The organism is Nitrospirota bacterium, from assembly GCA_016195565.1.
In the GTDB taxonomy this organism is placed as follows: domain Bacteria; phylum Nitrospirota; class Thermodesulfovibrionia; order Thermodesulfovibrionales; family UBA1546; genus UBA1546.
The window spans coordinates 96,614-120,661 of record JACPZK010000004.1 but is presented as its reverse complement, the minus strand read 5'-3'; the positions used below and the strand labels follow the sequence as shown (position 1 = coordinate 120,661).

Sequence of the window (24,048 nt, the reverse complement as noted above, 5' to 3'; positions counted from 1 at the left end):
TTAGGATAATTAATATTTTTGGTTAACACTATTTGACAATAAGCCTGTTGCCTTTCTGCTTAATCCGCAATAGTGGAAGAAAAATCTCACGCCAATCATCTATCGAACCGTTCACACCATTTATTTCAAGTCCTTCGTCGTCATAGTATATTTCCAACTTCTCGTCGCAACAACCACATTTCAAGAGGTATCGCGGCATCTTCTTCCCTAAACCCTTTTTGTGATAGACCCTGATTTGAGGATAACCATCTGACCTTGTGTAATAAACGCGATTGGTTCTCTTAAGTATCATTTAACATCCTTTATATGTAAAGATTTTTATGAAATATGGGAAGTGTCCCTCAGCCCTTGGGCTTATTATATGCTTGTTCATAGCACAATAGCACAAATGGGATGTGTCCCTAATTATTCTTTATTATTTTTGCTTGATCCATTCAGATATCCTAGCGACAACATCTGTTTCTATGCCATTAAAGCCATGATACGCAAAGGCCTTGCAGGGATCACCACGATTTTCGCCCCCTTTGACGGTGATCAATTTCTTTCTGGGAACTGCCATCAATTTTTCCATAAGACGCGGAATTTCACTGTATGAGCAATGCTTGCAGCCGTCTTGTTCATGGTGGACCGCTAAAACAGGAATAGCAATTGTTTCTAACGGCATTTCAGGCACGGGACGTCCTTTGTCGTCGGACAGTATTGTTGAGGTCAATACCAGCCCATCAGGGCCGCCGTCCTTGGAACCGAGCTGTGTAGCAATGAAGGCAGCGGATTGGGTTCCTCGGCTCGTTCCGACAAGCCAGACGGGCACATTGTTTTGTTTTTTGAGCCATGTAATTACGGCCTTTATGTCTGCGACATGTTCGGGTTTTTGACGGAAGCCGCCGAGGAATGGAGGACTTTGACGATCAGAAGGGGCATCTATAACCGCTACTGCCAGACCTCGTTCAACGAATTGGTGACGTGTTCGCACTATGAAGTTTCCTTCCCCCCATGTGAACGTGCCTGATTGAGATATCTGGAGTCCGCCATGGCCGCCGGCAAACAGGATAACAGCGGCTTTAGGATTCTCTGGAGATAGATAGAGGAATCGTTGCGTTACACCGGGGCGTGTAGGAATATCAATCACTTTCTCGGATGCTTGGACAGAGGTAACAGGACTAAAGAAAAACGATAGAGCCACCAGAAATATCGCTAATATCTGTTTCATAAAAAAAATGGGAAAAATGGGACGGTTCTATTTTTCATCATCTTCATCCTTTCTTGGCCTCCCCTTCGGCTTTATCACTGCTTCAACTTTATATTTCTTAGTCACCTTTTCTATAAAATCTTCACTGCCGTATAACACCCTTTTATTCATCTCGCCTTTCATTGCTTCTTTCTCCTTAATCATCCCTCTTACAAATTCCCTGTATTTCTTCCTTCTTTCTGCTTCGTCTTTTGATAGGTCTTTGTAGATTGAATGTTCATCTACTATCAAATCCTTCTTCCCATATGCATATACACTGTAACTGCTCCATTTATAATCTTTCGGGTCTTCAACTATCTTTGCTCTTACAGAGTTCAATTCTACATAACTACCACATGCAAGAAGATAATCATCCTTCGATATTAAGATGCTCTTATATCTGTCTTGCCAGAAATGCCCTATGTGCCTGTATCTGCCTTTGAAAAACTGGGTTTATCCCTTTCATTATCTCAGCCATGCTGCCGCCTCTCTCCGTCGTTTCAAGCACAAGATGTATATGATTCCTCATTAATACGTAGTGATAAATCTTGAACTTAAACTTTTCTTTGTTTTGAAAACATCCTGACGATTATTCCCTCTTGTTAAGATGTGATAAACATTTTCTTTCGGCGCTATCCTTGCTGTTCTCGGCATGCACAGAATCTATCACATTACATCCTTCTTGTCAAGAAAATAGAACCGTCCCATTTTACTCTCAATTTTACTCTCATTTTACTTTACTTTTATCGATATTAGAGAAACCTGCGTGCTATAGCCAGTAGTAGCACCACAATCACGAGCAAATACGACTATTTTTCTTTTTTGGTCTGGCGATAATATTTCTTTAATTATTGCATTTTTACATCCACTATTAAAAAGTCTTGGGACTATCAAAGCACCAAGGACGCCAAGCATAATCGGTACCAGAAGAACATACAGCATAAACTTGGCTTCTTTTTTGAACATAGATTTGACGTTACCTTTTTATCTCTTATTATTCATAGTTCACAATTTTATCCGAACATTTGCCTTTTCCGACAATTTAAAACAATATAGCACAAGACGAAGCATTAAGGAAGACAAAGGAGAGATTATATTGCCTACACCTTAAGACGCTGAGTTCTGCCTCTCATCCCTACTCTAAATCATACTGCATATAGTATCATACTAAGTGGACTTTTTTAAGGATATCGAAGAGGTTTTTGACGGATTAAGCGGGCGGCAGCTTGCAGCTTTTTACACTCAAAAGATAGACGACTTTCTTTCAGGGATTTTCAATTCGATAGAATCAAAGAAACCTATCGCCCTTATTGCAACTGGAGGATACGGCAGGGCAGAGCTTGCTCCTTATTCTGATATTGATATTATGTTTTTTGCAGATGATAAAACAGATTCAAAAAAAGTTGAATCCGTGCTTTATAAACTATGGGATGCAGGGCTTACAATCGGCCACTGCTTCAGGACTGCTGATGAATGTATTGCAGAGGCAAAAAAAGACCTGCGCACGCATACATCTTTGCTTGAAGCGAGGTTTATCGCCGGAGACAGAGGATTATATAACAGCTTTCATGAGAGAGTTTATCCGGAGCTTGCATACAGAAAGCAGAAGAATTTCATAAGCGGAAAGCTGAAAGAAATGGAGAAGAGGCACAGGGAGTTCGGCGGCTCGGTGTTCCTGCTTGAACCGAATGTAAAGGAAGGGCAGGGAGGGCTCAGGGACATACACACAGTGCTATGGCTTTCAAAGATTGCGCTGAAGATTAATAACATTGAAGGCATATCAGATGTTACCTCAAGGAATGATTTCAGGAGGCTTATTAAGGCATATGATTTTCTGCTGAAAGTGAGATTCTGCCTGCATCTCATAAGCAGCAGGAGGGATGATGCTCTTTCATTCAGCGCACAGGATTATGTTTCAAAAAAGATGGGGTTTAATGATTCAAAGAAGTTTTCGGGCCCGGAGAGGTTTATGCGGTATTTTTACCTTAAGGCGAGCGCCGTAAAGGAGATAGCATCCACAATATCAGGCATGTGCCTCAGGCAATGGCTGATTACAGGGAGATGGGGAGCAGCAAGAAAGAAAAAGATAACGGATAATTTTATTTTGTATAAAGGCGTGATTATCTCATCAGAGAAGGATTTTTTAAAAAACAACCCTATCGGCATTATGGAGGCTTTTTACGCCTTTTCAAAAACAGGAGGATATTTCAGCCATACTCTCAGGGAAGATATTAAGCGCAATTTGCTTTTAGTTGGCAGAAAGGTCAGGAATTCCCGCAAGGCTGTAGCGTTCTTTCTTGAGGTGTTTAAGGGGGAAAGGGTATATGAGACCCTCAGGGAGATGCATGAAACAGGCGTGCTTGGAAGATTTATTCCTGAATTCGGCGCATTGAAGTCTCTTGTGATTCATGAACCCTTTCATAGATATACTGTTGATGAACATACAATGCTTGCAATAAGGAACCTTGAGAGCTTGGCTGCTACAAAGTATAAAAACCTTGAACATCTCGCCGAAATTATGAAGAATATAAAGGAGAGAGAAATACTATTCATGGCATTGCTCTTTCACGACATAGGCAAGGCTGCAGGCAGGTATCATGAAGAGGAAGGATACAAAAGGCTTAAAAATATTGTGGAGAGGTTCAATATTGATATTGAGAAACGCCAAAGGATAGAATTCCTTGTCAGAAACCATATCCTGATGTCTGTTTTTGCATTAAAAAGGGAGATTGAGGATGCTGAGGTTATAGCGCAGTTTGCTGATTCAGCAAGCGACGAAGAAAGCCTGACGGCGCTCTGTCTTATGACCTATGCGGATATGTCTGCCGTCAATCCTGATTTCTGGACAGAGTGGAAGGCCTATCTCCTTAAAGATCTCTATGAAAGGACCTTAAATCATCTCCGCGGAATAAGGAAAGACCCTGCGGCTTATATAGAAAGTATTCTGTCTTCCTGCGCAGATGCTGACAGAGAGGGATTAAGCAGTTTCATTAATGAGATGCCTGAGAAGTATCTGCTCTCAACGCCTCCTGAAAAAATACAAGAGGATTACAACCTTGCGCGCAGTGTCCGGAGTGACGGTTTTGCAGTATCAATAAGCGAAAAAGCACGAGGCATAACAGAGATAATAATCGGCGCATGGGACAGCCCCGGGCTTTTTTCACGGATAGTCGGGTTTCTTTCTTCAAAATGGCTGAATATAGTAAGGGCCAGGCTGTATACTGGTAAAAATGGACTCATTATTGATAAAATTCAAATTTCAAACTGGAAAGAACTCTGGTGGAATGAAATGGAAGATGTTATTAAAAACGGGCTGAAGGATGTTGCAGCAGGAGGCGAATCAATAATTCTGCGCGGTATCGCAAAAAAGGTTAACGGGAAATTTGACGTGTTTGTGGAACTTGACAATGAGACCTCCGAGGAAAGCACGGTCGTTGAATTTTTTTCACAGGACAGGCACGGCCTTCTTTATGATGTGTCTAATCTTATGCATGAAAGCGGGCTGAATATAATATCGGCAAGGGTTAATACTGAATCAGGCATTGCTCAGGATGTTTTTTATATTCAGCATGACGGCAAAAAGGTTAACGGGCTTAAGGCTGTGAAATTGCTGGAATCTCTATGGAAAAATCTAAAAGGATAAAACGAATAGCATATCTTTCCACGGGCGTACTGCTCATAGGGATAATTATCTTTGTTTCCCGCGGCCCGCACATATCAAATGCATTAAAGAAAATAATACTGCCGGAACTTGAGAACATGACAGGCCGCAAGGTGATAGCCCAGTCAATATACCTTAATTTATTCCCGTTATTCATTGAGGCAAAGGGCGTGAAGTTGTTTGATGATGAGGGCAACAGGGTTTTGACTGTTGACAGGATAAAGGGCTATCCGATGCTGTCCGCAATACGGAGAAAAAAAATAGCGCTTAAAAGAATAGTGCTGAAAGAGCCGGAGTTATGGACTGACAGGGAACAGGCGGAGGACATCATCAAGAGGGTTAAAGAGTATTTGAGCAAGGAAGACCCCAAGAAGATGAAAGTTGTTGTGGATGTGATAGAAGTGCGTGACGGAGGATTTGGCTTTTATGATCCTGCGTATGGCGCTGTTTTAAGGGGCAAGGGATTGAGCGGTGAGATTCTGTTAGGTGAAACCACGCGAATGAAAGCCGGCATAAAAGAATTTATCTCCAATATTCAGGGTTTCCCTGAATTGAAAGTTAGCGCAGATGCTGTATTGTTTTTCAGGAAAGACGGAATTGATATAAAGAACGTCACTCTCAGGGCCTATGATTCAGAACTGAAGGCAGGCGGTTTTTATTCTGCTGAAGGAAAAGGCAATATAAAGACAGCTATTGAGCTTTCCGCTGATTCTGTAAAAAAAGTTTTCGGGCTGAAGAGGAGCGGTGAGGGAAAGATATTTGCAAAGGGCGATATAAAATTTGGAGAAGGCGCTCCTTTTGTGGATATCAGAGTCAGCGGCAATTTTTATCTTCAGTCTTTGATGGAACTTCTCAAAGTAAAAGAGAGAGTTGAAGGCTGGGTGGATTTTGACGGGAAGATAAGCGGAGCGGGTTCAAAGATTACGGGCCAAGCGGACGCAACGTTAAAAAAAGGAAATCTTTTTGATGTTGCTGTGGACAGACTCAAATGCAATATAGTTTACGGCAACGGAGTCATGAGTTTCAAAAACGGTAAGGCAGAGCTTTACAATGGCAGGGCAGACGCAGAGGCAGCTTTAAAAATGCCGAAAGTTGATCATTATTCAGTGCGGGTGAATTTTACGGATGTTGACAGTCAGCCGGCTTTCAAGCTTATCGGTATGGATATAGCGGCTCCGAAGGGCAAGGTAAAAGGAGAGCTTTTTTCTTCTGACAGCGAATTTAATCCCTCCGGATGGTTCAGTTACAACAGCGAGCATACGGGGAGTGATTTAATAGGGAGAGTAAAGAGGATTAAAGGTGAATTTATGGTGCTGGGTGATATGCTTTCTCTTTCTAATACGGAAATCAGGACTGATAAGTCAGCGCTGGATATAAACGGCACAGTTGCTATGTCTGCTTCAGCGCTCAACCTTAAAGGCAGGCTTATAACTCATGACATTGCAGACCTCACGTCTCCTTATTTTGACCTTCTGAAAGGGACGGGCGAATTTACGGGCACAATAACCGGAAAATTTGATGACCCATTGATAAGCGGCGCAGTGAGTATGAATTCAGCATCCCTAAAAGGTTACGGTCTTGATAATGTTTCCGGCGAGCTGTCTTACAGGAAAAATATCCTTGAGATAAAGCAATTATCTGTTAAAGCAAAAGATGAGGAGCACACTGCAAGAGGATATGTAAAGTTTAACGCTGCAAAGAAGATTTTCGATTTGAAACAGCCTGATTACAACCTTGCAGTATCATTAAGAGGCGCTGATATTGAAAGGCTGGTAACAGCCTTTTATAAAAAACTTCCATTGAAGGGCAGACTGAATACGGACTTTAAGCTAACAGGCAATGCCTCCTATCCTGAATATTCGGGCTCTGCAACTGTAATCAATGCAGAGGCTTATAAATTTTCAGCAGACTCTCTGACAACTGATTTCTCCTATAGGCATAAAGACATCGCAGTAAAAAGGGCTCTTATTAAGAAAGGCGGCTCTGCAATGACTGTTGAGGGGAGGATTTCAGATATAGAGAAGTTTTCATTCAGCGCATCCGGCAGTAAACTATTCTTGAAAGATATGGGACTGAGAGGCATGCCTGACGATGCGGTATTGAATATAAATGCAACAGGCTCAGGCACTTTTGATAATCCCTCCATAACTATAAACGGGCAATTATCAGGCGGAACATTTAAAGGCAAACTGCTTGGCGCAGGCGCCATAAATGCTTCTATTAAAAATAAGGATATTCTGTTCAGCGCAGTGCTTTTTAATGAGAAGGTGATTATGAAAGGAAAGGGATATCTGAGTGATTTACTGCCATGGAGTGGAGAGCTTACCATGACATCAGGCAGATATGATTTTCTTCTGTCAGCTTTGCTGAAGGATGTTCCTGAGGACCTTGTAGTCAATATGAAGGGAAATGCGGTTATGTCGGGAACCAGAAAAACCTTTTCAGCTTCTGCGGTTTTAAATCAGGTTAATGCGGCTCTTTATGGACACAGCTTTTCCAATGATTCGGATATAGAATTCAGATTTGATAATAGAAAGATGTCGTTTTCCGCATTTACGATGCGGAGCGGAAATGCCTCTTTCAGCATGCGGGGCAGTATGGAAATAGGCAGAGAGTACAATATATCGCTTGAAGGGAGTTCAGCGCTTTCTCCTCTGAAGGGATTTTCAAATAAGATTGGCGTTCTGAGGGGCGATGCTGATTTCGCCCTGACTGCAGCAGGTAAATGGGACAACCCTCAGATAAACGGCAATCTCAATGTGAGCAACGGGCTGTTCGGATTAAAGGACATACACCAGCGAGTTAGTTCAATAAACGGTTTATTTTATTTTGAGGGAAGCAGGATTGTTATACGTAAACTCTCCGGAAAACTTGGAGGCGGAGATATAGATGCGACGGGTGTTGTCTATATCAGCGGTTTTAATCTTAAGAGGTTTTATCTCGATACAAAACTGAACAACATCACAACTTCCGTATCCAAAGATTTCTCTGTTAATTTTCACGGCAATGTTCTCTATAAAGGGACTCTTGATGCGCAGAATATTACCGGCGATGTAAGAGTAAACAGGGCTAGGTATAGAGAGAGGGTAGAATGGAAGAGTTGGCTTCTCAAGGCAAAGACTACAGAAAGACCGAAGGGTGAACTGACAGGGGCAGAAAAAGCAGTATTGAATGTGAAGATATATGGAGCAGAGAATATCATTGTGGACAACAACATAGCGCGTGCGCCGTTGAAAGTGGATATGGTTTTGAGAGGCGCGATAGGGCATCCGCTCCTTTTCGGAAGGGTTGAGTCCAAAGAGGGCAAGGTCTATTTCAGGAACAATGAATTCAGAATACTGAACGCAAGCGCTGATTTTACTGACCAGAACAGGATAAACCCTGTAATGGAGATCGTCGCACAGACAATAGTGAAAGGGTACAACATAAGACTGAGCCTTGAAGGACAAATGGAGCGTTTTAACCTCTCTCTTGTTTCTGATCCGCCACTTGAGGAGACGGATATCCTCAGCTTGCTTACTGTAGGGCAAATAGGGAAACAATTAAAAGGCCTTGAGGGAGGAATTGGAGCCGGCGAAGCTGCTTCGTTTCTGACAGGCAAGGTTCAGGATGTCTTTGAAGAAAGGATAAAGAGCATAACCGGCATTGACAGGGTTCAGGTAGACCCTTATGTGTCAAAGTCCACAGGCACGGTAGGCCCGAGAGTTACCGCATCAAAGAGGCTTTTAGGCGATAAACTTTTTGTGACTTACACATCTGCCGTGGGCTCTACCGAGGAACAGGTGCTTAAACTTGAGTATATTCTTGATAAAAATGTCTCACTGGTTGGCGTGCGGGATGAAAAAGGCAGCGTCGGCGGAGATATTAAGTTCAGATTTGAATTTAAATAAAAAGGGCTGAATCCAAAATGAAATGCTTATGGTTACCAGATAAACGCAGAAGAATGATAAAAACTATTTTTTTATCAGCTCTGATTTTTATTTTCACACCGTTTCTTGCTCATCCCTCTGTTGTATCTGCTGAGACAGCATACGCTGCAGTCAGTAAAGTTGATGTCTCAGGGCTGCATTCCATGAAGAGCGAAGAACTTCTGGACCTTTTAAACATAAAGGTTGGTGATGTCTTTAACCCTTCAGCTGTCCGCGCCGGATTGAAATTGGCGTTTCTCAAGGGGATATTTGAGGACATATCTGTTGAAATTAATGATGAAGACAGAACCTTCATAATAATAAGGGTCAGGGAGAGAGATATAATAAAGAAAATCGTTATTGCCGGAAACCAACGCCTTTCAAAGAAGATAATAAGAAATCATTTTTCATTAAAAGAAGATCAAGTTATGAGTCATGACCGTATGGAAGATGCCGTAAAGGAGCTTAAGAATGCATTGCATGAAAGGGGATTTCCTCACGCAGATATAAAACTGGCTGTAGAGAATGCAGGCGCGCCTTACAGTGTGAATCTTTTACTTACAATAGACGAGGGAATGCCTGAGATAATAAAAAGCATCAAAATCATCGGGCCTGCGGAAGCGAAAGGTCATAAAGAACTGATTAAAATAGAGGAAGGCGACATATATGACCAGGTTAACTTAAGAAAAGAAATAGAGAGAATAAGGCTTTATTATAAGAAAAATAATTTTCTTAAGCCTGTTGTCGGCCCCTATACTTTCAGCAATGGCAATCTTGACATTAACATAGACCCGGGTAAGAAGCTCGAAGTCGTTTTTGAAAACAACTCGGCGCTGAATTCAGAGACTCTCACTAAAGAGGCTCCGTTTTTTGAGGTTGAAGACTTCAGGGATGACCTGGTTGAAGAGGCAATATCAAGGATTGTGTCCTTATACTACACTAAGGGGTTTCCTTTTGTTCAGATAGCGCCTGTTATAACATCAAACAAAGACACTGTTATTATCAGGTTTTTTATTTTTGAGGGGAGCGAGGTTGTTGTTAATTCTGTAACTTTCGAAGGAATAACCATATCTGAAAAAAATCTGAAAGATGTAATGCTCTTAAAAAAAGGGAAGCTGTACAATCCAGACCTTATAGAGTCAGACAAAGCAATATTAACAGAGTTTTATAACGCGCTCGGCTATCTGAACGCGGCGATAGATGACGTCAGGATTGCAGTAAAAGATTCCAGGGCGGACCTTATAATAAAAATTAAAGAAGGCGCAAAGACCTTGATAGAAGGTATTGAGATAAAGGGGGCAATTTTTATCTCAAAAAAAGAAATAATAAATGCCGTCAGAATAAAAACAGGGGATCCTTACAATGAAGTTGATATATCGGATGCAAGATACAAGATTATTGACCTTTATTCGAGTAACGGTTTTATTGACTCAAAGGTTGATATAAAGCAGGAAGCCGGAGAAAAAGGGGTGAAGATCATTTTTGAGATTGATGAAGGAAAACTAACCTTGTTCGGGAAAACAGTAATAAGCGGCAATGCGGAGACAAAGAATGAGGTAATAAAGAGAGAAATGCTCTACGAAAACGGCGCTCCTTTTAATCCATCTCTCCTCACGAAGACGCGGCAGAAACTTTACAGGCTGGGTTTGTTTACTGAGGTGGATGTGGATGCGATAGAAAAAGAAGGCGATGTGAAGAATGTTCATGTCAGGGTGAAGGAAGGGAATGCGGGGGTTGTTGAGTTTGGTGTTGGATACGGGGATTATGAGCGGTTCAGGGGGTCATTTGATGTAAGCTACAGAAATCTTTTTGGAATGAACAGGCAGCTATCATTCAGGACTGAAATCAGTACGCTTGAGCAGCGTTATATAGTGAATTATACCGAGCCGTGGTTCTTAGAAAAACCTCTTCCCTTCAAGGCGCTGCTCATAAAAGAAGAAAGGACGGAGAAAAGCATGGAGACCCGTGAGACGCGGTATAAACTGAGAAGGCACACTGCGAGCGTAGGCTTTGAGAAGAAATTCAGCGAAAGGGTGAAAGGTGAGATTTTTTATGATTTTTCATTAGTCAAAACTTTTGAGGTGAAGCCTGATGTTATCCTTACGAAAGAAGATGTGGGAACGCTTGCTATTGCAGGGATAAGGCCGGGTATAGTCTACGATACGAGGGACAATCCTTTTGACCCCAGAAAAGGCGTGCTTGCCGGGATATCCGTGAAAACCGCATCGGGATACCTTCTGTCAGAAACTGATTTTGTAAAAGCAATAGTCAACGGAAGTGTTTATAAGGCGTTGAGTAAAAATTTTGTTATTGCGGTTTCTTTAAAAAGCGGGATGTCTCAGGGTTTTGAGAAGACAAGAGAGCTTCCGCTTGTAGAGAGGTTTTTTCTCGGCGGCAGGACTACTGTCCGCGGATATGAACAGGATACGCTGGGGCCTAAAGGCGCTGACGGCTCTCCGACAGGCGGGAATGCATTTATCCTGACAAATCTTGAACTCAGGACATCTATTGGCAAGGGGTTTGGCCTTGTAACATTTCTTGACGGCGGCAATGTATGGAAAAAAAACGGCGATATAAAGCTCTCAGAGATAAAATATACTGCCGGTGCAGGCATAAGATACAATACGCCTGTGGGCCCTCTGAGGATTGACTATGGCCATAAACTGGACAGAGAAACAGGTGAAAGCAGGGGAGAGGTGCATTTCAGCATCGGGCATGCGTTCTAAATGTGAGCATTGCAGAGTCATTGCTGAATTGTTATAATCAGGAAACAAGTTAAAAGTTAGAAGTGTAAAATTAAAAGTTAAAAAAATAAAATCCTTAACTCATAACTTTTAACTCTTAACTCGTAATTTAAGAATGGGAGGTGTATTTATGAGAACAATAAAAATGCTGTCTGTTGTTCTGGGAATTCTGATCTTTTCCGGCTGTGTGTCAACAGAGGAACATAAGGCAAGGCTCAGTGATATTGATAATCTTAAAAAGGATGTCTCGGTTTTAGAAGAAAAACTTAAGACAAGGGAAGGGGAGAAGGCGGCGCTCAAGGCCATGCTTGAAGCAAATAAGGATGAACTGACAAGGGATTTGGTCAGCACTAAGGCAAAATTGTCTGAAAAAGAACAGAAGATAAAAGAACTTGAAAATGAATTAAAGTCAAAAAACGCCCAGATAACGGAGTTAAAGACAGAGATAGCCGGACTCTCAAAGGAAAAATCGCAGGCCATAGAAGAGAAGGACAAGGCGGTAGCAGAGCTGAAAAAAACATATACCAACCTTGTTGACGAATTAAAGGACGAGATAAAGAAAGGCGAGATAGCGGTTACGCAGCTCAGAGATAAACTTTCGCTGAGCATGGTGGACAAGATATTGTTTGATTCAGGAAGCGCGGATGTGAAAAAGGATGGGAAGAAGGTGCTTGACAGAGTAGCCGAAATACTCAAGAAAGTCACCGACAAACAGATACGGATTGAAGGGCATACGGATAATGTCAAGATAGGGCCGAGGATAGCAAAGAAATTTCCGACTAACTGGGAGCTGTCAAACGCAAGGGCAACGAATGTGTTAAGGTATCTTCAGGAAAAAGGTGTTGACCCTAAACTTCTCAGCCCCGCGGGATATGCAGAATACAAGCCTATTGAATCAAATGACACGGAAGAGGGAAAGTCAAAGAACCGCAGGATTGAGATAGTTCTGATCCCGGTTGACTCAGACAGGATTGCAAAGTAAGGAGTTGAATATAAGTGATGGCTGAGCCCTTATTCAGTCATCACTTTATTTGAAAGCTCGTCTGTATCGCCCGGAGTTACAGGAAAATGTTTTGCAAGAAGCGCTCCGGTTTCTCTTATGGCATCACATAAAGAATCGCAGGCACGGCCTTCTTTTATCCCCTGAGATACGGTTATCGCAAATTTATTCAGAGTCTCCTGTTCTATCTTTTTATGAATTCCTTTATCGGCAAGCACCCAGACCTTTCTTTCAAGGATGGAGATGAAGAACAGAACCCCGGTATTTTTTCTGGTCTTATAAAGCCCCTTTTCATAAAACGCCCTTACAGCCCTCTGCCTTACAGTTTCCTCTTTTCTTCTGAAGCCGATAAATGAAATTTTAAGAACAGGAAATTTCCTGAATAGAAAGCTTGCCGGGAAAAACAAGATAAAACTCACAGGAATGAAGGACCAGACAGACGAGTTAAAGTATAAGGCGGTTATAATCAGCGAGATGATGCCTCCGAGAAATATCCCTCCCAATATTTCCGCCTCAATGTACTGATTGCTGCAGCCAACAACCATTACGGCAACCTCTCCGATGGTGCGGGATTCAACATCACGGGTTGTCTCTTCTATCCTTTTTTTCTCTTCTTCAGTGAAAAATCTTTTTGCCTTCGAATTATTTTCCATTACCAGTCTCCTGATGCTCCGCCTCCGCCAAAACTGCCGCCTCCGCCGCTGAAGCCTCCAAAGTCTCCTCCTCCGCTAAAACCACTGCCTGACCCATAGTATCCTCCGCCGGGCCAGAAACCGCCGCCATGATGGCCGCCTGAGGAGAAAAGTTTTGGCAGGAAAAGTCCTGCAAGCAATCCTGAAGCAGAGAGGATGATAAATGCAATAAGCCCGATTGGAGTAAGCGCCAGATGTACCAGCGCAGGAAGGCCTATTGCTCCTGATACGCCTCCAAAGATGCGTGACATGCTTCCTATGAATAGTAAAACTATTCCACCAAAGATAAGAATTGTTAAGAAGCTGTGTATGGTGTCCTTCTTTTTGGGCAAATGATTTTTATCAGCCTTAAACTCTCCCCTTGTTGCGTCAATAAGAGAATGCACTCCCGCGACAAAACCTCCGTCAAAATCACCTCTTTTGAATCTAGGTTCTATAACAAGGTTAACGATTCTTCCCGCAGCAAGGTCAGTCAATACTCCTTCGAGCCCGCGGCCAACCTCAACCCTTATCTTTTTTTCCTGTTTTGCAACAGTGATGATTATGCCGTTGTCTTTCCCTTTCTGTCCTATCATCCATGCCTCAGCAGCTTTGATGCTGAATTCCCCCAAGACTTCTCCTTCAAGAGAGGGGATTGTGAGGATGACAATCTGCGTTGAATCTGTCTGTTCAAAAGAATTAAGCTCTTTTTCCAGTTCAGCCTTAGTTGATGGGGATAGCATATTTGCGTAATCATTAACATGCCCCTGTAGTTTTGGCACATCAAGGGCATGGGCTGAAAGAGTAAACAAAAAGATAAAAAAAAGAATACAGGCAGGATATAGTATTTTAAGCGGTTTTATTTTATCGATATTCAAACAGTTTGTATATGATAAATAAAGAGATAAAATACCTCGGAGTCCCGACTTGTCGGGACGAGAATGAGCGCAAATACTATATCCTGCCTTGGTAAATAGTTTCAAATTAGAATTTTACCTGCGGCGCCTTTTCAGACCCTGCCTCTGCCTTGAAAGGCTCTCTGGACTTTAACTGCAGCAGGAGTTTGTTAGTAAGATTATTAGGGAATATCCTGATTGATGTGTTGAAAGTCTCAACAGCCTTGTTGTAGCGTGTCCGCGCAACATTTATCCTGTTCTCCGTTCCTTCAAGCTGGTGCTGAAGGTCTCTGAAGTTCTGGTTTGCTTTAAGGTCAGGATATTTCTCTACAACGACCATGAGCCTGGAAAGTGCACTGCTCATCGCACCCTGCGCCTGCTGGAATTGAGTGAATGCCTTCGGGTCGTTGAGCATATCCTTTGACATCTGTATTGATCCAACCTTTGCCCTTGCTTCTGTAACTGCGGTAAGTGTTTCTCTTTCATGTTTAGCGTATCCCTTCACAACCTCTACAAGATTCGGTATTAAATCATTTCTCCTCTGGTATGATGCCTCAACATCACCCCATGCTGCCTTTACAGCCTCTTCATTTGCCTGCATTGTGTTATAACCGCAGCCTGAAAGGGCGAAGACAGTTATCAAGATTAAAAGATAAAGCAGATGTTTTTTCATTAGTTTCCTCCTGTTTAGTTCCCTTGTGTCATTCCCACGGAAGTGGGAATCCAGATTTAGCTCGCTTAATTTGCTATGGATTCTATCTTGACATAAATCCCGGACATCCTGCAAATCCCGCGCATCCTGCTTTCCGCAATTTGCAGGAAGCATTGCCGCAAATATTTATCTGTAAATCCCCCCATCCCACCTTTTCTAAAGGGGGGCGAGGAGGGATTATTTTCGTTGTCTCTATCGCAGCTATTTTCTTTTTGGTTTTGATTTACGAGCGCCTTTCTTTTTAGGGGAGAGATTTTCAAGCTTTGCAATCTGAGCTTCAAGTTTTTTTACTCCCTTGATAGCAGATAGCACTTTCGCGTCAAGGAGGGGATTCTTGGCGCCTTTTGAAGCAAGGTCGTAAACCTTCCCGCCGAGTTCTGTGAAATTAGACTGAACCTTCATTTTCAGTTCAAAAACTTTGTATCTCCTCTTTCCTTCCTCTGCCAGTTCCTCTGCCTTTTCAACGGCAACAGTAGCTCCCTTTCTTACAGCAGCAATACTTTCATCAACACCTTTCTGGATGTCCTTTTTAACCCTGTCCCATAGTCCCATAAAATTCCTCCTTCATAAGTTGTATGTCATTAATATATCACAAAAAACTTATTTGTTGACAAAATTAACCCCACCTTTCCTGTTTTAAACTCCCTTACAGATAAATTCAACAAGAAAGGCATAAAGATAGCGACGTGGCAATAAGGAACTTATTCAATCTGCCGTAAAGCTTTTTCAGCCCACATGCCTGCCATAAAAATGATTGATTGGTATTTTTGGAATGATATAATCTTAGCTGAATAATGCCGCTTGATGTATAATAAAAAAAATGTTCGGAAGATTTTTAATAAGCATGCTTTTATTTCTACCTGCCTTTACATCTGCAGCTGAACTGCCTGAGTATCATCTGGATGTTTCCTTTGATATTCAAAATGCGAAGATAACAGGCGTTGCGAGGATTAATGCCCGCTCAAAGGATATAACTGTTAATACAGGACAGCTTAAGATTCTTGATGTAAGCCTAAATAAACAGCGCATCCCATTCGATATCCGGAAAGGAATATTGAAAACCTCCGGAACTGATAAAGGCATTGTCGCAATAAGATATGAAGGGGTATTCAGGGATAACAATAATATGATCGGAGAAAAGGGGATATCGCTGACAGGTCTGTGGTATCCGCAGATAGAAGGACTGTTCAGATATAGGCTTAAGACAACCCTTCCTGAGGGCTACGAGGCTGTATCAGAGGCGGAAAGCATTATCAAAACCACAAAAAACGGCAGCGCCGAATTCATCTTTGAATTTCCGTATCCTATTGAGGGCATAAACCTTGTCGCTGCAAAGCGCTATAAAATAATAAAGGATAGTTTTAACGATATTGAAATACTTGCCTATTTCTTCCATGAGGATATTGAACTCGCTAAAAAATATATAGAATACACAAAAAAATACCTCAAGCTTTACGAAGGCATTATCGGCAAATATCCGTACAAGAGGTTTTCGGTAGTTGAAAACTTTTTGTCTACAGGATACTCAATGCCTACTTATACGCTTCTCGGGCAGGACGTTGTGAGGCTTCCCTTTATTGTAGAGACATCCCTCGGTCATGAGATACTCCATCAGTGGTTCGGCAATCTTGTGTATGCTGACTATGAAAAGGGCAATTGGACAGAAGGTTTGACAACCTACCTTTCAGACCACCTATATGAAGAACAAAAGGGCAAAGGATGGGAGTACAGAAAGCAGTCATTGATAGATTATGGAAGTTATGTAAATGAAAAAAATGAATTTCCTGTCGGGGAGTTCAAGGGCAGGTTCGACTCCGCATCAAAGGCAATAGGCTACGGCAAGGCAGCAATGATATTTCATATACTCAAAAGGATGACAGGAGAAGATGTTTTTTACAAGTCTTTAAAGGATTTCATAAAAGAGAAGGCATTTCAGAAGGCATCATGGGATGATTTGAGAGCTATACTTGAGAGGAATTATGGAAAGGATTTGCAGTGGTTTTTCAGGCAGTGGCTTGATGAGAAGGGTATTCCTGAACTCCATTTTGAGAATATAAAGACAGTCCATAAAGGCACTAAATTCGAGGTGAGCTTCGACATAATTCAGGGCGCAAAGGTCTATGTAATGGATGTGCCTGTGACAATATATGCCGGCGATATGAAAATTAAAGATTCATTCAGGGTCGATAAAAAGGTAAACAGCTTCAGCATGGTTGTAGACAGGGGGCCGGAAAAGATGGTGATGGATGAGGACTATGATATAGTAAGGCGGCTCTCAAATAAAGAAATCCCGCCTGTGATTGCGCGGCTTAGCGGCGATGAAAAAATTTTGATAGCATTGCCGGTTTCTAAAAATGAGCTTTACAGCGGCGTTATCGAGATACTGAAAGAAAAGGATGCCTTGCAGAAAGAAATTAAAGATATAAAGGATTCGGATATAAAGGCATCATCCATTATCATAATCGGCAATGACAATCCGCTTGTCAAAAGGCTTTACGGAAAGCCTGAAACAATAGATGCAGGCTTCAGCATAACCGTGAAAACCAATCCATTGAATCATCAGAAGGTCATAGGCATTATAAACGGCAGGTCAAAGGACGAGATTGATGCAGCATTCAGAAAGATATTTCACTACGGAAAATACAGCGCACTCGCCTTTGACATGGGCAAAAATATTTATAAAAGGATCGATGAATCAGAAAGGGGGGTTGTTGTGAATCTCATAGAACAGCCGCTTGCAGTTGCGGTCTCTGACTTAAAGACATTGAATGATGTTATAAACAGCGTTTCCAGCAAGAAGGTAATCTATACCGGTGAACAACATGACCAGTTTGCACATCACAATATTCAGCTTCAGGTTATAAAAGGACTGCATGCGAAGAATAAAAGGCTTGCTATCGGAATGGAGATGTTTCAGCGGCCGTTTCAGGGAGCGCTTGACGACTATGCAGCAGGCAGGATAAGCGAAAAGGAGTTCCTGAAGAAATCCGAATACTTCAAGAGATGGGTGTTTGACTACAATCTCTACAAGCCAATACTCGATTTTGCAAGGGAGGAGAAGATACCTGTTGTTGCCCTTAATATCAGGCGTGAGATTGTGAATAAGGTTTCAAAGAGCGGGCTCGATTCCCTTTCAGATGAGGAAAAAAAGGAGATACCGCAGCAGATGGACTTTTCTGACAATGAATACAGAGACAGGCTTATGAAGGTCTTTAAGATGCACCAGAACTCAAAAGACAGGAATTTTGACTTCTTTTACCAATCACAGGTACTCTGGGACGAGACCATGGCACAGTCCATAGATGAATTTTTTAAGAAGAATCAGGATTTTCAGCAAAACGGGCAGTTTGTTGTGATCGTCGGAGGAGGCCATATCCAGTACGGGTCAGGCATACCCAAAAGAACATTCAGGAGAAACGGTTATGAGTATGCGGTTATTCTGAGTGATGCGAATATGGAGAAGAATATTGCCGATTATATCTTCTATCCGCAATCAATGGAAGGCATTACCTCACCCAAGCTAATGGCCTCACTGAAAGAGGAAGATGGCAGGCTAATGATAGAGGGATTCCCTGAAAACAGCGTTTCTGAGAAAGCAGGACTCAAGACCCGAGATATAATACTTTCCCTTGATAGCGAATCAATAGGCAGTATGGAAGATATGAAAATACACCTATTCTATAAAAAGAAAGGTGAGACAGTTAAGGTTAAGGCGCTGAGAAAGAGGTTTATACTCGGAGATGTCGAGATGGAGTTTGATGTAACTCTGTGAAAATAAAAATGGAGGGTTAAAAAATTCCATCACTCTACGGCAACATATCAGGGCTTAAGGGAAACTACCTGCATGCGCTTGAAAGGATTTACCGCAGGAAGGTTCCAGACGATAAAGTAATAACTCCTGAACTGGCAAGATACCTTACAGAGCTTTCATCGGAGATAGGAAGACAGATAGGCCTTCTGATAACTAGAGACGGAAAGATTACCCATGTCATTGTCGGCGATGCAAAGGGTGTTTTCATTTCAGGGCTTGAAGATTTTCCGCTCGGCAGGCGCGCGCTGCGCGGCATTCGCCTGGTGCACACCCATCTGAAGAATGAGCCGCTCAGTCAGGATGACCTCACAGACCTTGCCCTTCTCAGGCTTGATATTATTGCCGCAATCGGAGTGAAAGATAATCTTCCTGACAATATTTATACTGCGCATCTTATGCCGCGCGGCTCAGAAAAGCCGGTGGATGTCTCACCCCCCGTAAATTTCTACAGGTTTAATCTTGATTTCATGTCTTTCATAGAGTCGCTTGAAGAAGAGATGGACAGGAAAAGGCTGTTTGACCGGAAGGATTTAAGGGAAAAGGCAATCCTCATAAGCGTATCCAAGAAGACGAAATATGAACAGGAGGATTCGCTTGAAGAGCTGAAGGAGCTGGCTTTTTCGAGCAATGTGCTTGTGCTTGATGCAGTAATCCAGAGGCCCAAAGATATAAACCCTAAGTATCTTATGGGTGAAGGCAAGCTCAAAGATGTGATAATCAATGCCCTGAACAAAGGCGCAACGCTTTTGATATTTGATCAGGATCTGAATCCGTCTCAGGTGAAGGAAATAGGAGAACTTACAGAACTCAAGGTTATTGACCGCTCACAGCTCATATTGGACATATTCGCAAGAAGGGCGCACAGCAGGGACGGAAAGGTTCAGGTCGAGCTTGCGCAGCTTAAATACAGGCTGCCGAGACTGACAGGAAAGGGAACGGCAATGTCCCGTTTGATGGGAGGAATCGGCGGAAGGGGCCCCGGTGAAATGAAACTTGAGATAGACAGGAGGCGTGTAAGGGACAGGATTACCCTTCTCGAAAAAGAGCTTAAATCCCTGAGTGAGGCAAGGAAACAGAGAAAACAGAGAAGGGTTGAAAAAATGATTCCTATTGTCTCAATCATCGGATACACAAATGCAGGCAAATCAACACTACTGAACTCACTTACCAGAAGTGAAGTGTTCGTAGAAGAAAAGATGTTTGCAACGCTTGACACTGCAAGCAGGCGTCTCAGATTCCCAAAAGAAAGAGATGTTATCATAACCGATACAGTAGGCTTCATAAGAGACCTTCCAAAAGATTTGATGACAGCCTTTAAATCAACACTCGAAGAGCTTCAGGACGCAGACCTGCTTTTGCATCTTGTGGACATATCCAATCCGAGGTTTGAACAGCAGATGGAATCCGTTGAAAACATACTCGGAGAACTTAACCTGTCAGACAAAAAGAGAATAATTGTATTCAACAAGGCAGATAAGGTTGCAGAGGATGAGATTAAAAATATAGCGCTCCGCTACAATGCAATTCATGTATCAGCCCTGAGACAGTCCACATTTAACCCGCTCCTTGATGTAATAGAGAAAAACATCTGGGATAACGGGAAATTTGAAGGGGAAAAATAAGGAGGAGGGGGAAGATGAGGGTCAAACCTTCATAATTCATTTAAAAAAATTCTGCCTGAAACGGCACAAAGAGAGAATAGGAGCTGGGGTCAAACCTAAAAAATACATTTTAGTGGAATAAGCAGGGTCAGCGCCTAATTTCTTAGGGAATGAGATATCTGAGGGACGCTTTACAGATTTTATGCGGAAAGCAGAGTCAGCGCTCATCTTCGTAAGATATGAATTGTTTCTTTTTCAATAGTATCTGGTATAATTTATCGTATGAAAAAACTAAGGATTTATCTTGATGTGTGTTGTTTAAATCGCCCATTTGATGATCAAACACAGGCCAGGATACATCTTGAATCAGAGGCAGTCCTGTCTATATTAAATTATAGTCAGACTTTGAATTGGAATGTGATTGGCAGCGAAGCTATAGACATAGAAATATCCAAAATGCCTGATAGCGAGAAAAAGCTTAAAGTCAGCATTCTTGCATCAATGCATCAGTCATACATTGCCGTTGATAGAGGTCTTGAATTTAGAGCTTTAAAACTTGAAAAATTAGGATTTAAGACATTTGATGCTCTGCACATCGCTTGCGCTGAGAAAGGCGATGCAGATGTTTTGCTTACAACGGATGACGGCTTATTAAGCAAGGCGGCTCAGCGCAGAAGTAATTTAAAAATAGAAATAAGAAACCCACTTGAATGGGTGGCGGAGGTAATTAGATGAGCACACAAACAATAAGTCCCGTGGTTTTAAGAAAAGTAGGTCTGGAGGCGGTAGCTAAGGCTTTAGGTCCTTTAGGCTTGGTTCGCTTCCTTCAGCAATTTGAAACGGGAGCCGGTGATTATACTAAAGAGAGAGAGAGATGGTTGAAAGGGCTGAGCGTTCAAGATATTATGTCGGAAATAAAAAGCAAACGCAAAAAGAAAATTTAGGCGCGTTATTCCGTTAGGGAAGAAAAACATAGGGTCAAGTTTTAAGAATAACAGTGCCAGTGCCTGTTTCTACAAAAACCTAAAAACATAATCCTTCGCCATTTTAATCAAAATCTGGTTGAGAATCTGGTAGCAATTACATTTCAGAATACAGAAAAGGTATAATAATCATCTATGGAATTTGCGCCTAAGTGGATAGCATGGGAAATAACTCGTAGATGCAACCTGCGTTGTGTGCACTGCCGCTCATCGTCAGAGATGGAGATAAAAGGGCATCCTGATTTTCCTCTCTCAGAGGCTTTCAGGATAATAGATGACATTGTAAGCTATGCAAAGCCCGTTGTTGTTCTTTCAGGCGGCGAACCGCTGGTAAGGGAAGATGTCTTTGAGATCGCCAAATACGGCACAGAAAAAGGGCTGAGAATGTGCCTTGCCACAAACGGCACGCTGGTTACCGATGAGTCCTGCGAAAAGATAAAGAGTTCAGGAATTAAAATAGTCTCTATAAGTATTGACGGCTCTGATGAAAAGGTGCATGATGACTTCAGAAATCAGAAGGGTGCGTTTGCAGGGACGATAAATGCTGCAAGGCTTTTTAAGAAGCACGGGATAGAATTTATCGTCAATTCCTCTTTCTCAAAGAGAAATCAGGAAGAAATACCCAAGGTATATAAACTTGCAAAAGAACTCGGCGCAACTGCATGGTATATGTTCATGATAGTGCCCACGGGAAGGGGCGAGGAGATAATGAGCGAACTCATTTCCAAAGAGGCCTACGAAGAGATTCTTGAATGGCATTATCAGATGGAGAAAGATGAAAAGGATATGCTTGTAAGGCCGACATGCGCGCCTCACTATTACAGGGTGGTTTTGCAAAAATCAAAAGAGGAAGGCGCTAAGTTTGAAAAAAGGACTTTGAAGTTTTCCACAGGCGGCGCAAAAGGCTGCATTGCAGGACAGCTTATATGTTTGATTGATGTGGACGGCAATGTGCTTCCATGCAGTTATTTCCCGAAGCCTGCCGGGAATATAAGGCAGCAGTCGTTTAAAGATATATGGGAAAATTCAGGGCTTTTCAAAGAGCTTCGCGATTTCAAGAAATATAAAGGCAGGTGCGGTTCATGCGAGTATATAAACGTCTGCGGAGGCTGCAGGGCAAGGTCCTATTCAATACACGGCGATTATCTTGAAGAGGAGCCGTTCTGCGGATACGTGCCTATTAAGATGAAAAAGAAAATCGTTCAGGGGAATAAATGAAAAAAAGAGGTTCTTTCGTAAAAAAAGTGAAAGCAACAAAAGCAATCAACTTTCGGAATTCCCGCTTAAAGACTGTAGGAAGGACAACTGCTGTTTTTCCGGATTCAATTGGGGAATCCATTGCCACTTTTTCAACAGAAACACAAAAGAAGGGAAAACGATTATTGTTTGAAAATAAGCAAGAAAGAATTCATCTATACTTGGAAGATTGTTTAACTGGAATGAAAATGATGGATAGAGGCTGCGTAGATATTGTCGTCACATCGCCCCCTTATAATCTTGGAGTAAAGTATAATTCTTATGATGACAAAATACCTCGGAAAAATTACCTTAACTGGATTTACAATTGGGGCTTCGCTTTGAAACGTATTTTATCGGATAAGGGCTCTCTATTTTTAAACCTTGGCGGAAAACCGTCTGATCCATGGGTTCCTTATGAGGTTTTATTTACCCTAAGAGAGCTTTTTTGTTTACAAAACACCATTCATTGGATCAAATCTATTTCGGTAGGAAAAAACGGTGCAGTAGAATCCCTTGGTCATTATAAACCGATTAATAGTAAACGTTTTCTAAATGACTGTCATGAGTTTATATTTCATTTAACGAAGAATGGCGATGTGGAATTGGACAGAAAGGCCATTGGCGTACCATATTCCGATAAATCGAATGTTGTACGTTGGCAGACGGCTGGAGACGATATCCGTTGCCGTGGAAATACTTGGTTTATTCCATATAAGACAATACAAAACGGAGATGCCGAGCGTCCGCATCCAGCGACTTTTCCTATTGAATTGGTTGAATTTTGCTATAAACTTCACGGAATAAATAAAATCAGGCTTGCTATGGACCCATTCTTAGGTATCGGCAACGCCGCTATCGCTGCGTATAGATTAAATGTATTATTTGTTGGATTTGAAATCGATGAAAATTATTTATTAGAAGCGCAAAGGAAATTAAGGAGGGAAAAATGCCAAAAATCCTAAAAGAAGAAGAGCAACAAGAATTAATAAACGGAATCACAAGTGCTTTTTCAGATATTCAATTTATCGGTAGATTTCTTGATGTTTTTATTCAGAGCATAAAATTAAAAGCTGTTTCTCCGGGCAAAACCCTTTTTGAGCGAATTATAGATGAACTAAACAAATCTCAAAGTGAGGAGAAATGCTCTAAAATACTTGCGTTTCTCCGTGATGAAAAGATTCAAAAGAAGATTATCTCTGGATGGGAGAAAGAGTTGCAAAAAAATAAGCTACGTGGTCAAACTATTTCTAATATTGCTGCCGTTTGTGTAGAAGCATATCTTCAAAATGGTATTTATTTTATTAAAGGAGAGGGGTCTAATGATTTAAAGCGCGTCTCGGACAATAGCAGATTGGAAATAAAAGGTTCTCGGAGCAAAGAATTTCAACTGACAATAAATCAATCTACTGTTGGTATTGATACTACAAATTTCGTGCTTTATTGTGGCTTTCCTGAAAGAAATGAACTATTGGGAATTTATTGTGTAAAAGGTCGCGATGTGGCTTTTTCAGCAAAAAAACCTAATATGAATATGAGAACTTTTCTACCCAAATTTTATAAAGAATTAGTCCAAATGATTTATCCTAAATGATAG

20 protein-coding genes are annotated in these 24,048 nt (G+C 41.7%); 11 read left to right on the top strand and 9 right to left on the bottom strand.

The window, feature by feature from the left end; genetic code table 11:
* Window positions 1-28 precede the first annotated feature (28 nt).
* The 5 genes from HY035_01390 to HY035_01370 form a co-directional block, all read right to left on the bottom strand.
* Window positions 29-292 carry a hypothetical protein gene (locus tag HY035_01390; GenBank protein MBI3377043.1) on the bottom strand — a complete coding sequence of 88 codons (264 nt, stop codon included), beginning with the start codon at window positions 290-292 and terminating at the stop codon, window positions 29-31.
* Window positions 293-415: 123 nt separating this feature from the next.
* A complete protein-coding gene (locus HY035_01385) occupies window positions 416-1,210 on the bottom strand; it encodes an alpha/beta hydrolase (GenBank protein ID MBI3377042.1) in 795 nt (264 codons plus the stop codon).
* A gap of 27 nt (window positions 1,211-1,237) precedes the next feature.
* A complete protein-coding gene (locus HY035_01380) occupies window positions 1,238-1,567 on the bottom strand; it encodes a hypothetical protein (GenBank protein MBI3377041.1) in 330 nt (109 codons plus the stop codon).
* 55 nt (window positions 1,568-1,622) lie between these two features.
* Window positions 1,623-1,757, bottom strand: a complete 135-nt coding sequence (locus tag HY035_01375) for a hypothetical protein (protein MBI3377040.1) — start codon at window positions 1,755-1,757, stop codon at window positions 1,623-1,625.
* Window positions 1,758-1,960: 203 nt separating this feature from the next.
* Window positions 1,961-2,194, bottom strand: coding sequence for a hypothetical protein (locus HY035_01370; GenBank protein ID MBI3377039.1), 234 nt, complete (start codon window positions 2,192-2,194; stop codon window positions 1,961-1,963).
* Window positions 2,195-2,399: 205 nt separating this feature from the next.
* Here HY035_01370 and glnD point away from each other — a divergent pair, with 205 nt between their 5' ends.
* From glnD to HY035_01350, 4 genes are all read left to right on the top strand, one after another.
* Window positions 2,400-4,871 carry a [protein-PII] uridylyltransferase gene (glnD, locus tag HY035_01365; GenBank protein MBI3377038.1) on the top strand — a complete coding sequence of 824 codons (2,472 nt, stop codon included), beginning with the start codon at window positions 2,400-2,402 and terminating at the stop codon, window positions 4,869-4,871.
* Window positions 4,850-8,779 (top strand): translocation/assembly module TamB, encoded by a 3,930-nt coding sequence (locus HY035_01360; protein MBI3377037.1) that lies wholly within the window; start codon window positions 4,850-4,852, stop codon window positions 8,777-8,779. The genes glnD and HY035_01360 overlap by 22 nt, the downstream gene beginning before the upstream one ends.
* A 53-nt stretch (window positions 8,780-8,832) precedes the next feature.
* Complete coding sequence (gene bamA / locus HY035_01355) at window positions 8,833-11,523, top strand: outer membrane protein assembly factor BamA (protein MBI3377036.1); 2,691 nt, start codon at window positions 8,833-8,835, stop codon at window positions 11,521-11,523.
* A 148-nt stretch (window positions 11,524-11,671) separates the two neighbouring features.
* Window positions 11,672-12,523 (top strand): OmpA family protein, encoded by an 852-nt coding sequence (locus HY035_01350; protein MBI3377035.1) that lies wholly within the window; start codon window positions 11,672-11,674, stop codon window positions 12,521-12,523.
* Window positions 12,524-12,552: 29 nt separating this feature from the next.
* Here HY035_01350 and HY035_01345 read toward each other — a convergent pair whose 3' ends face one another.
* The 4 genes from HY035_01345 to HY035_01330 form a co-directional block, all read right to left on the bottom strand.
* The gene (locus tag HY035_01345; GenBank protein MBI3377034.1) at window positions 12,553-13,194 is read right to left on the bottom strand and encodes a TPM domain-containing protein; all 642 of its coding nucleotides are present in this window, start codon (window positions 13,192-13,194) and stop codon (window positions 12,553-12,555) included.
* Window positions 13,194-13,955 (bottom strand): TPM domain-containing protein, encoded by a 762-nt coding sequence (locus HY035_01340; protein MBI3377033.1) that lies wholly within the window; start codon window positions 13,953-13,955, stop codon window positions 13,194-13,196. Before HY035_01340 ends, HY035_01345 begins: the two co-directional genes overlap by 1 nt.
* A gap of 241 nt (window positions 13,956-14,196) precedes the next feature.
* Window positions 14,197-14,781 carry a LemA family protein gene (locus tag HY035_01335; GenBank protein MBI3377032.1) on the bottom strand — a complete coding sequence of 195 codons (585 nt, stop codon included), beginning with the start codon at window positions 14,779-14,781 and terminating at the stop codon, window positions 14,197-14,199.
* A 240-nt stretch (window positions 14,782-15,021) separates the two neighbouring features.
* The gene (locus HY035_01330; protein ID MBI3377031.1) at window positions 15,022-15,372 is read right to left on the bottom strand and encodes a hypothetical protein; all 351 of its coding nucleotides are present in this window, start codon (window positions 15,370-15,372) and stop codon (window positions 15,022-15,024) included.
* Window positions 15,373-15,664: 292 nt separating this feature from the next.
* Between HY035_01330 and HY035_01325 the strand changes: the two genes are divergently transcribed.
* The 7 genes from HY035_01325 (at window position 15,665) to HY035_01295 (ending at window position 24,045) form a co-directional block, all read left to right on the top strand.
* Window positions 15,665-18,592 carry a ChaN family lipoprotein gene (locus HY035_01325; GenBank protein ID MBI3377030.1) on the top strand — a complete coding sequence of 976 codons (2,928 nt, stop codon included), beginning with the start codon at window positions 15,665-15,667 and terminating at the stop codon, window positions 18,590-18,592.
* Between the two features lie 23 nt (window positions 18,593-18,615).
* Window positions 18,616-20,253, top strand: coding sequence for a GTPase HflX (gene hflX, locus HY035_01320; GenBank protein ID MBI3377029.1), 1,638 nt, complete (start codon window positions 18,616-18,618; stop codon window positions 20,251-20,253).
* A gap of 261 nt (window positions 20,254-20,514) precedes the next feature.
* Window positions 20,515-20,967, top strand: a complete 453-nt coding sequence (locus tag HY035_01315; GenBank protein MBI3377028.1) for a PIN domain-containing protein — start codon at window positions 20,515-20,517, stop codon at window positions 20,965-20,967.
* Window positions 20,964-21,176 carry a hypothetical protein gene (locus tag HY035_01310; protein MBI3377027.1) on the top strand — a complete coding sequence of 71 codons (213 nt, stop codon included), beginning with the start codon at window positions 20,964-20,966 and terminating at the stop codon, window positions 21,174-21,176. Before HY035_01315 ends, HY035_01310 begins: the two co-directional genes overlap by 4 nt.
* A gap of 174 nt (window positions 21,177-21,350) precedes the next feature.
* Window positions 21,351-22,433, top strand: coding sequence for a radical SAM protein (locus HY035_01305; protein MBI3377026.1), 1,083 nt, complete (start codon window positions 21,351-21,353; stop codon window positions 22,431-22,433).
* 221 nt (window positions 22,434-22,654) lie between these two features.
* Window positions 22,655-23,416, top strand: coding sequence for a site-specific DNA-methyltransferase (locus HY035_01300; GenBank protein ID MBI3377025.1), 762 nt, complete (start codon window positions 22,655-22,657; stop codon window positions 23,414-23,416).
* Window positions 23,401-24,045, top strand: coding sequence for a hypothetical protein (locus HY035_01295; GenBank protein ID MBI3377024.1), 645 nt, complete (start codon window positions 23,401-23,403; stop codon window positions 24,043-24,045). Before HY035_01300 ends, HY035_01295 begins: the two co-directional genes overlap by 16 nt.
* Window positions 24,046-24,048: the final 3 nt, after the last annotated feature.

Excerpts from the sequence above, each read along its gene's own strand:
- HY035_01370 (MBI3377039.1), bottom strand. The coding sequence starts at position 2,194 with ATGTTCAAAAAAGAAGCCAAGTTTATGCTGTATGTTCTTCTGGTACCG.
- HY035_01385 (MBI3377042.1), bottom strand. The coding sequence starts at position 1,210 with ATGAAACAGATATTAGCGATATTTCTGGTGGCTCTATCGTTTTTCTTT.
- HY035_01305 (MBI3377026.1), top strand. The coding sequence starts at position 21,351 with ATGGAATTTGCGCCTAAGTGGATAGCATGGGAAATAACTCGTAGATGC.
- HY035_01390 (MBI3377043.1), bottom strand. The coding sequence starts at position 292 with ATGATACTTAAGAGAACCAATCGCGTTTATTACACAAGGTCAGATGGT.
- HY035_01325 (MBI3377030.1), top strand. The coding sequence starts at position 15,665 with ATGCTTTTATTTCTACCTGCCTTTACATCTGCAGCTGAACTGCCTGAG.
- HY035_01315 (MBI3377028.1), top strand. The coding sequence starts at position 20,515 with ATGAAAAAACTAAGGATTTATCTTGATGTGTGTTGTTTAAATCGCCCA.
- HY035_01350 (MBI3377035.1), top strand. The coding sequence starts at position 11,672 with ATGAGAACAATAAAAATGCTGTCTGTTGTTCTGGGAATTCTGATCTTT.
- HY035_01340 (MBI3377033.1), bottom strand. The coding sequence starts at position 13,955 with ATGCTATCCCCATCAACTAAGGCTGAACTGGAAAAAGAGCTTAATTCT.
- HY035_01345 (MBI3377034.1), bottom strand. The coding sequence starts at position 13,194 with ATGGAAAATAATTCGAAGGCAAAAAGATTTTTCACTGAAGAAGAGAAA.
- HY035_01330 (MBI3377031.1), bottom strand. The coding sequence starts at position 15,372 with ATGGGACTATGGGACAGGGTTAAAAAGGACATCCAGAAAGGTGTTGAT.
- HY035_01310 (MBI3377027.1), top strand. The coding sequence starts at position 20,964 with ATGAGCACACAAACAATAAGTCCCGTGGTTTTAAGAAAAGTAGGTCTG.
- HY035_01300 (MBI3377025.1), top strand. The coding sequence starts at position 22,655 with ATGAAAATGATGGATAGAGGCTGCGTAGATATTGTCGTCACATCGCCC.
- bamA (MBI3377036.1), top strand. The coding sequence starts at position 8,833 with ATGATAAAAACTATTTTTTTATCAGCTCTGATTTTTATTTTCACACCG.
- HY035_01360 (MBI3377037.1), top strand. The coding sequence starts at position 4,850 with ATGGAAAAATCTAAAAGGATAAAACGAATAGCATATCTTTCCACGGGC.
- HY035_01335 (MBI3377032.1), bottom strand. The coding sequence starts at position 14,781 with ATGAAAAAACATCTGCTTTATCTTTTAATCTTGATAACTGTCTTCGCC.
- HY035_01295 (MBI3377024.1), top strand. The coding sequence starts at position 23,401 with ATGCCAAAAATCCTAAAAGAAGAAGAGCAACAAGAATTAATAAACGGA.
- HY035_01375 (MBI3377040.1), bottom strand. The coding sequence starts at position 1,757 with ATGAGGAATCATATACATCTTGTGCTTGAAACGACGGAGAGAGGCGGC.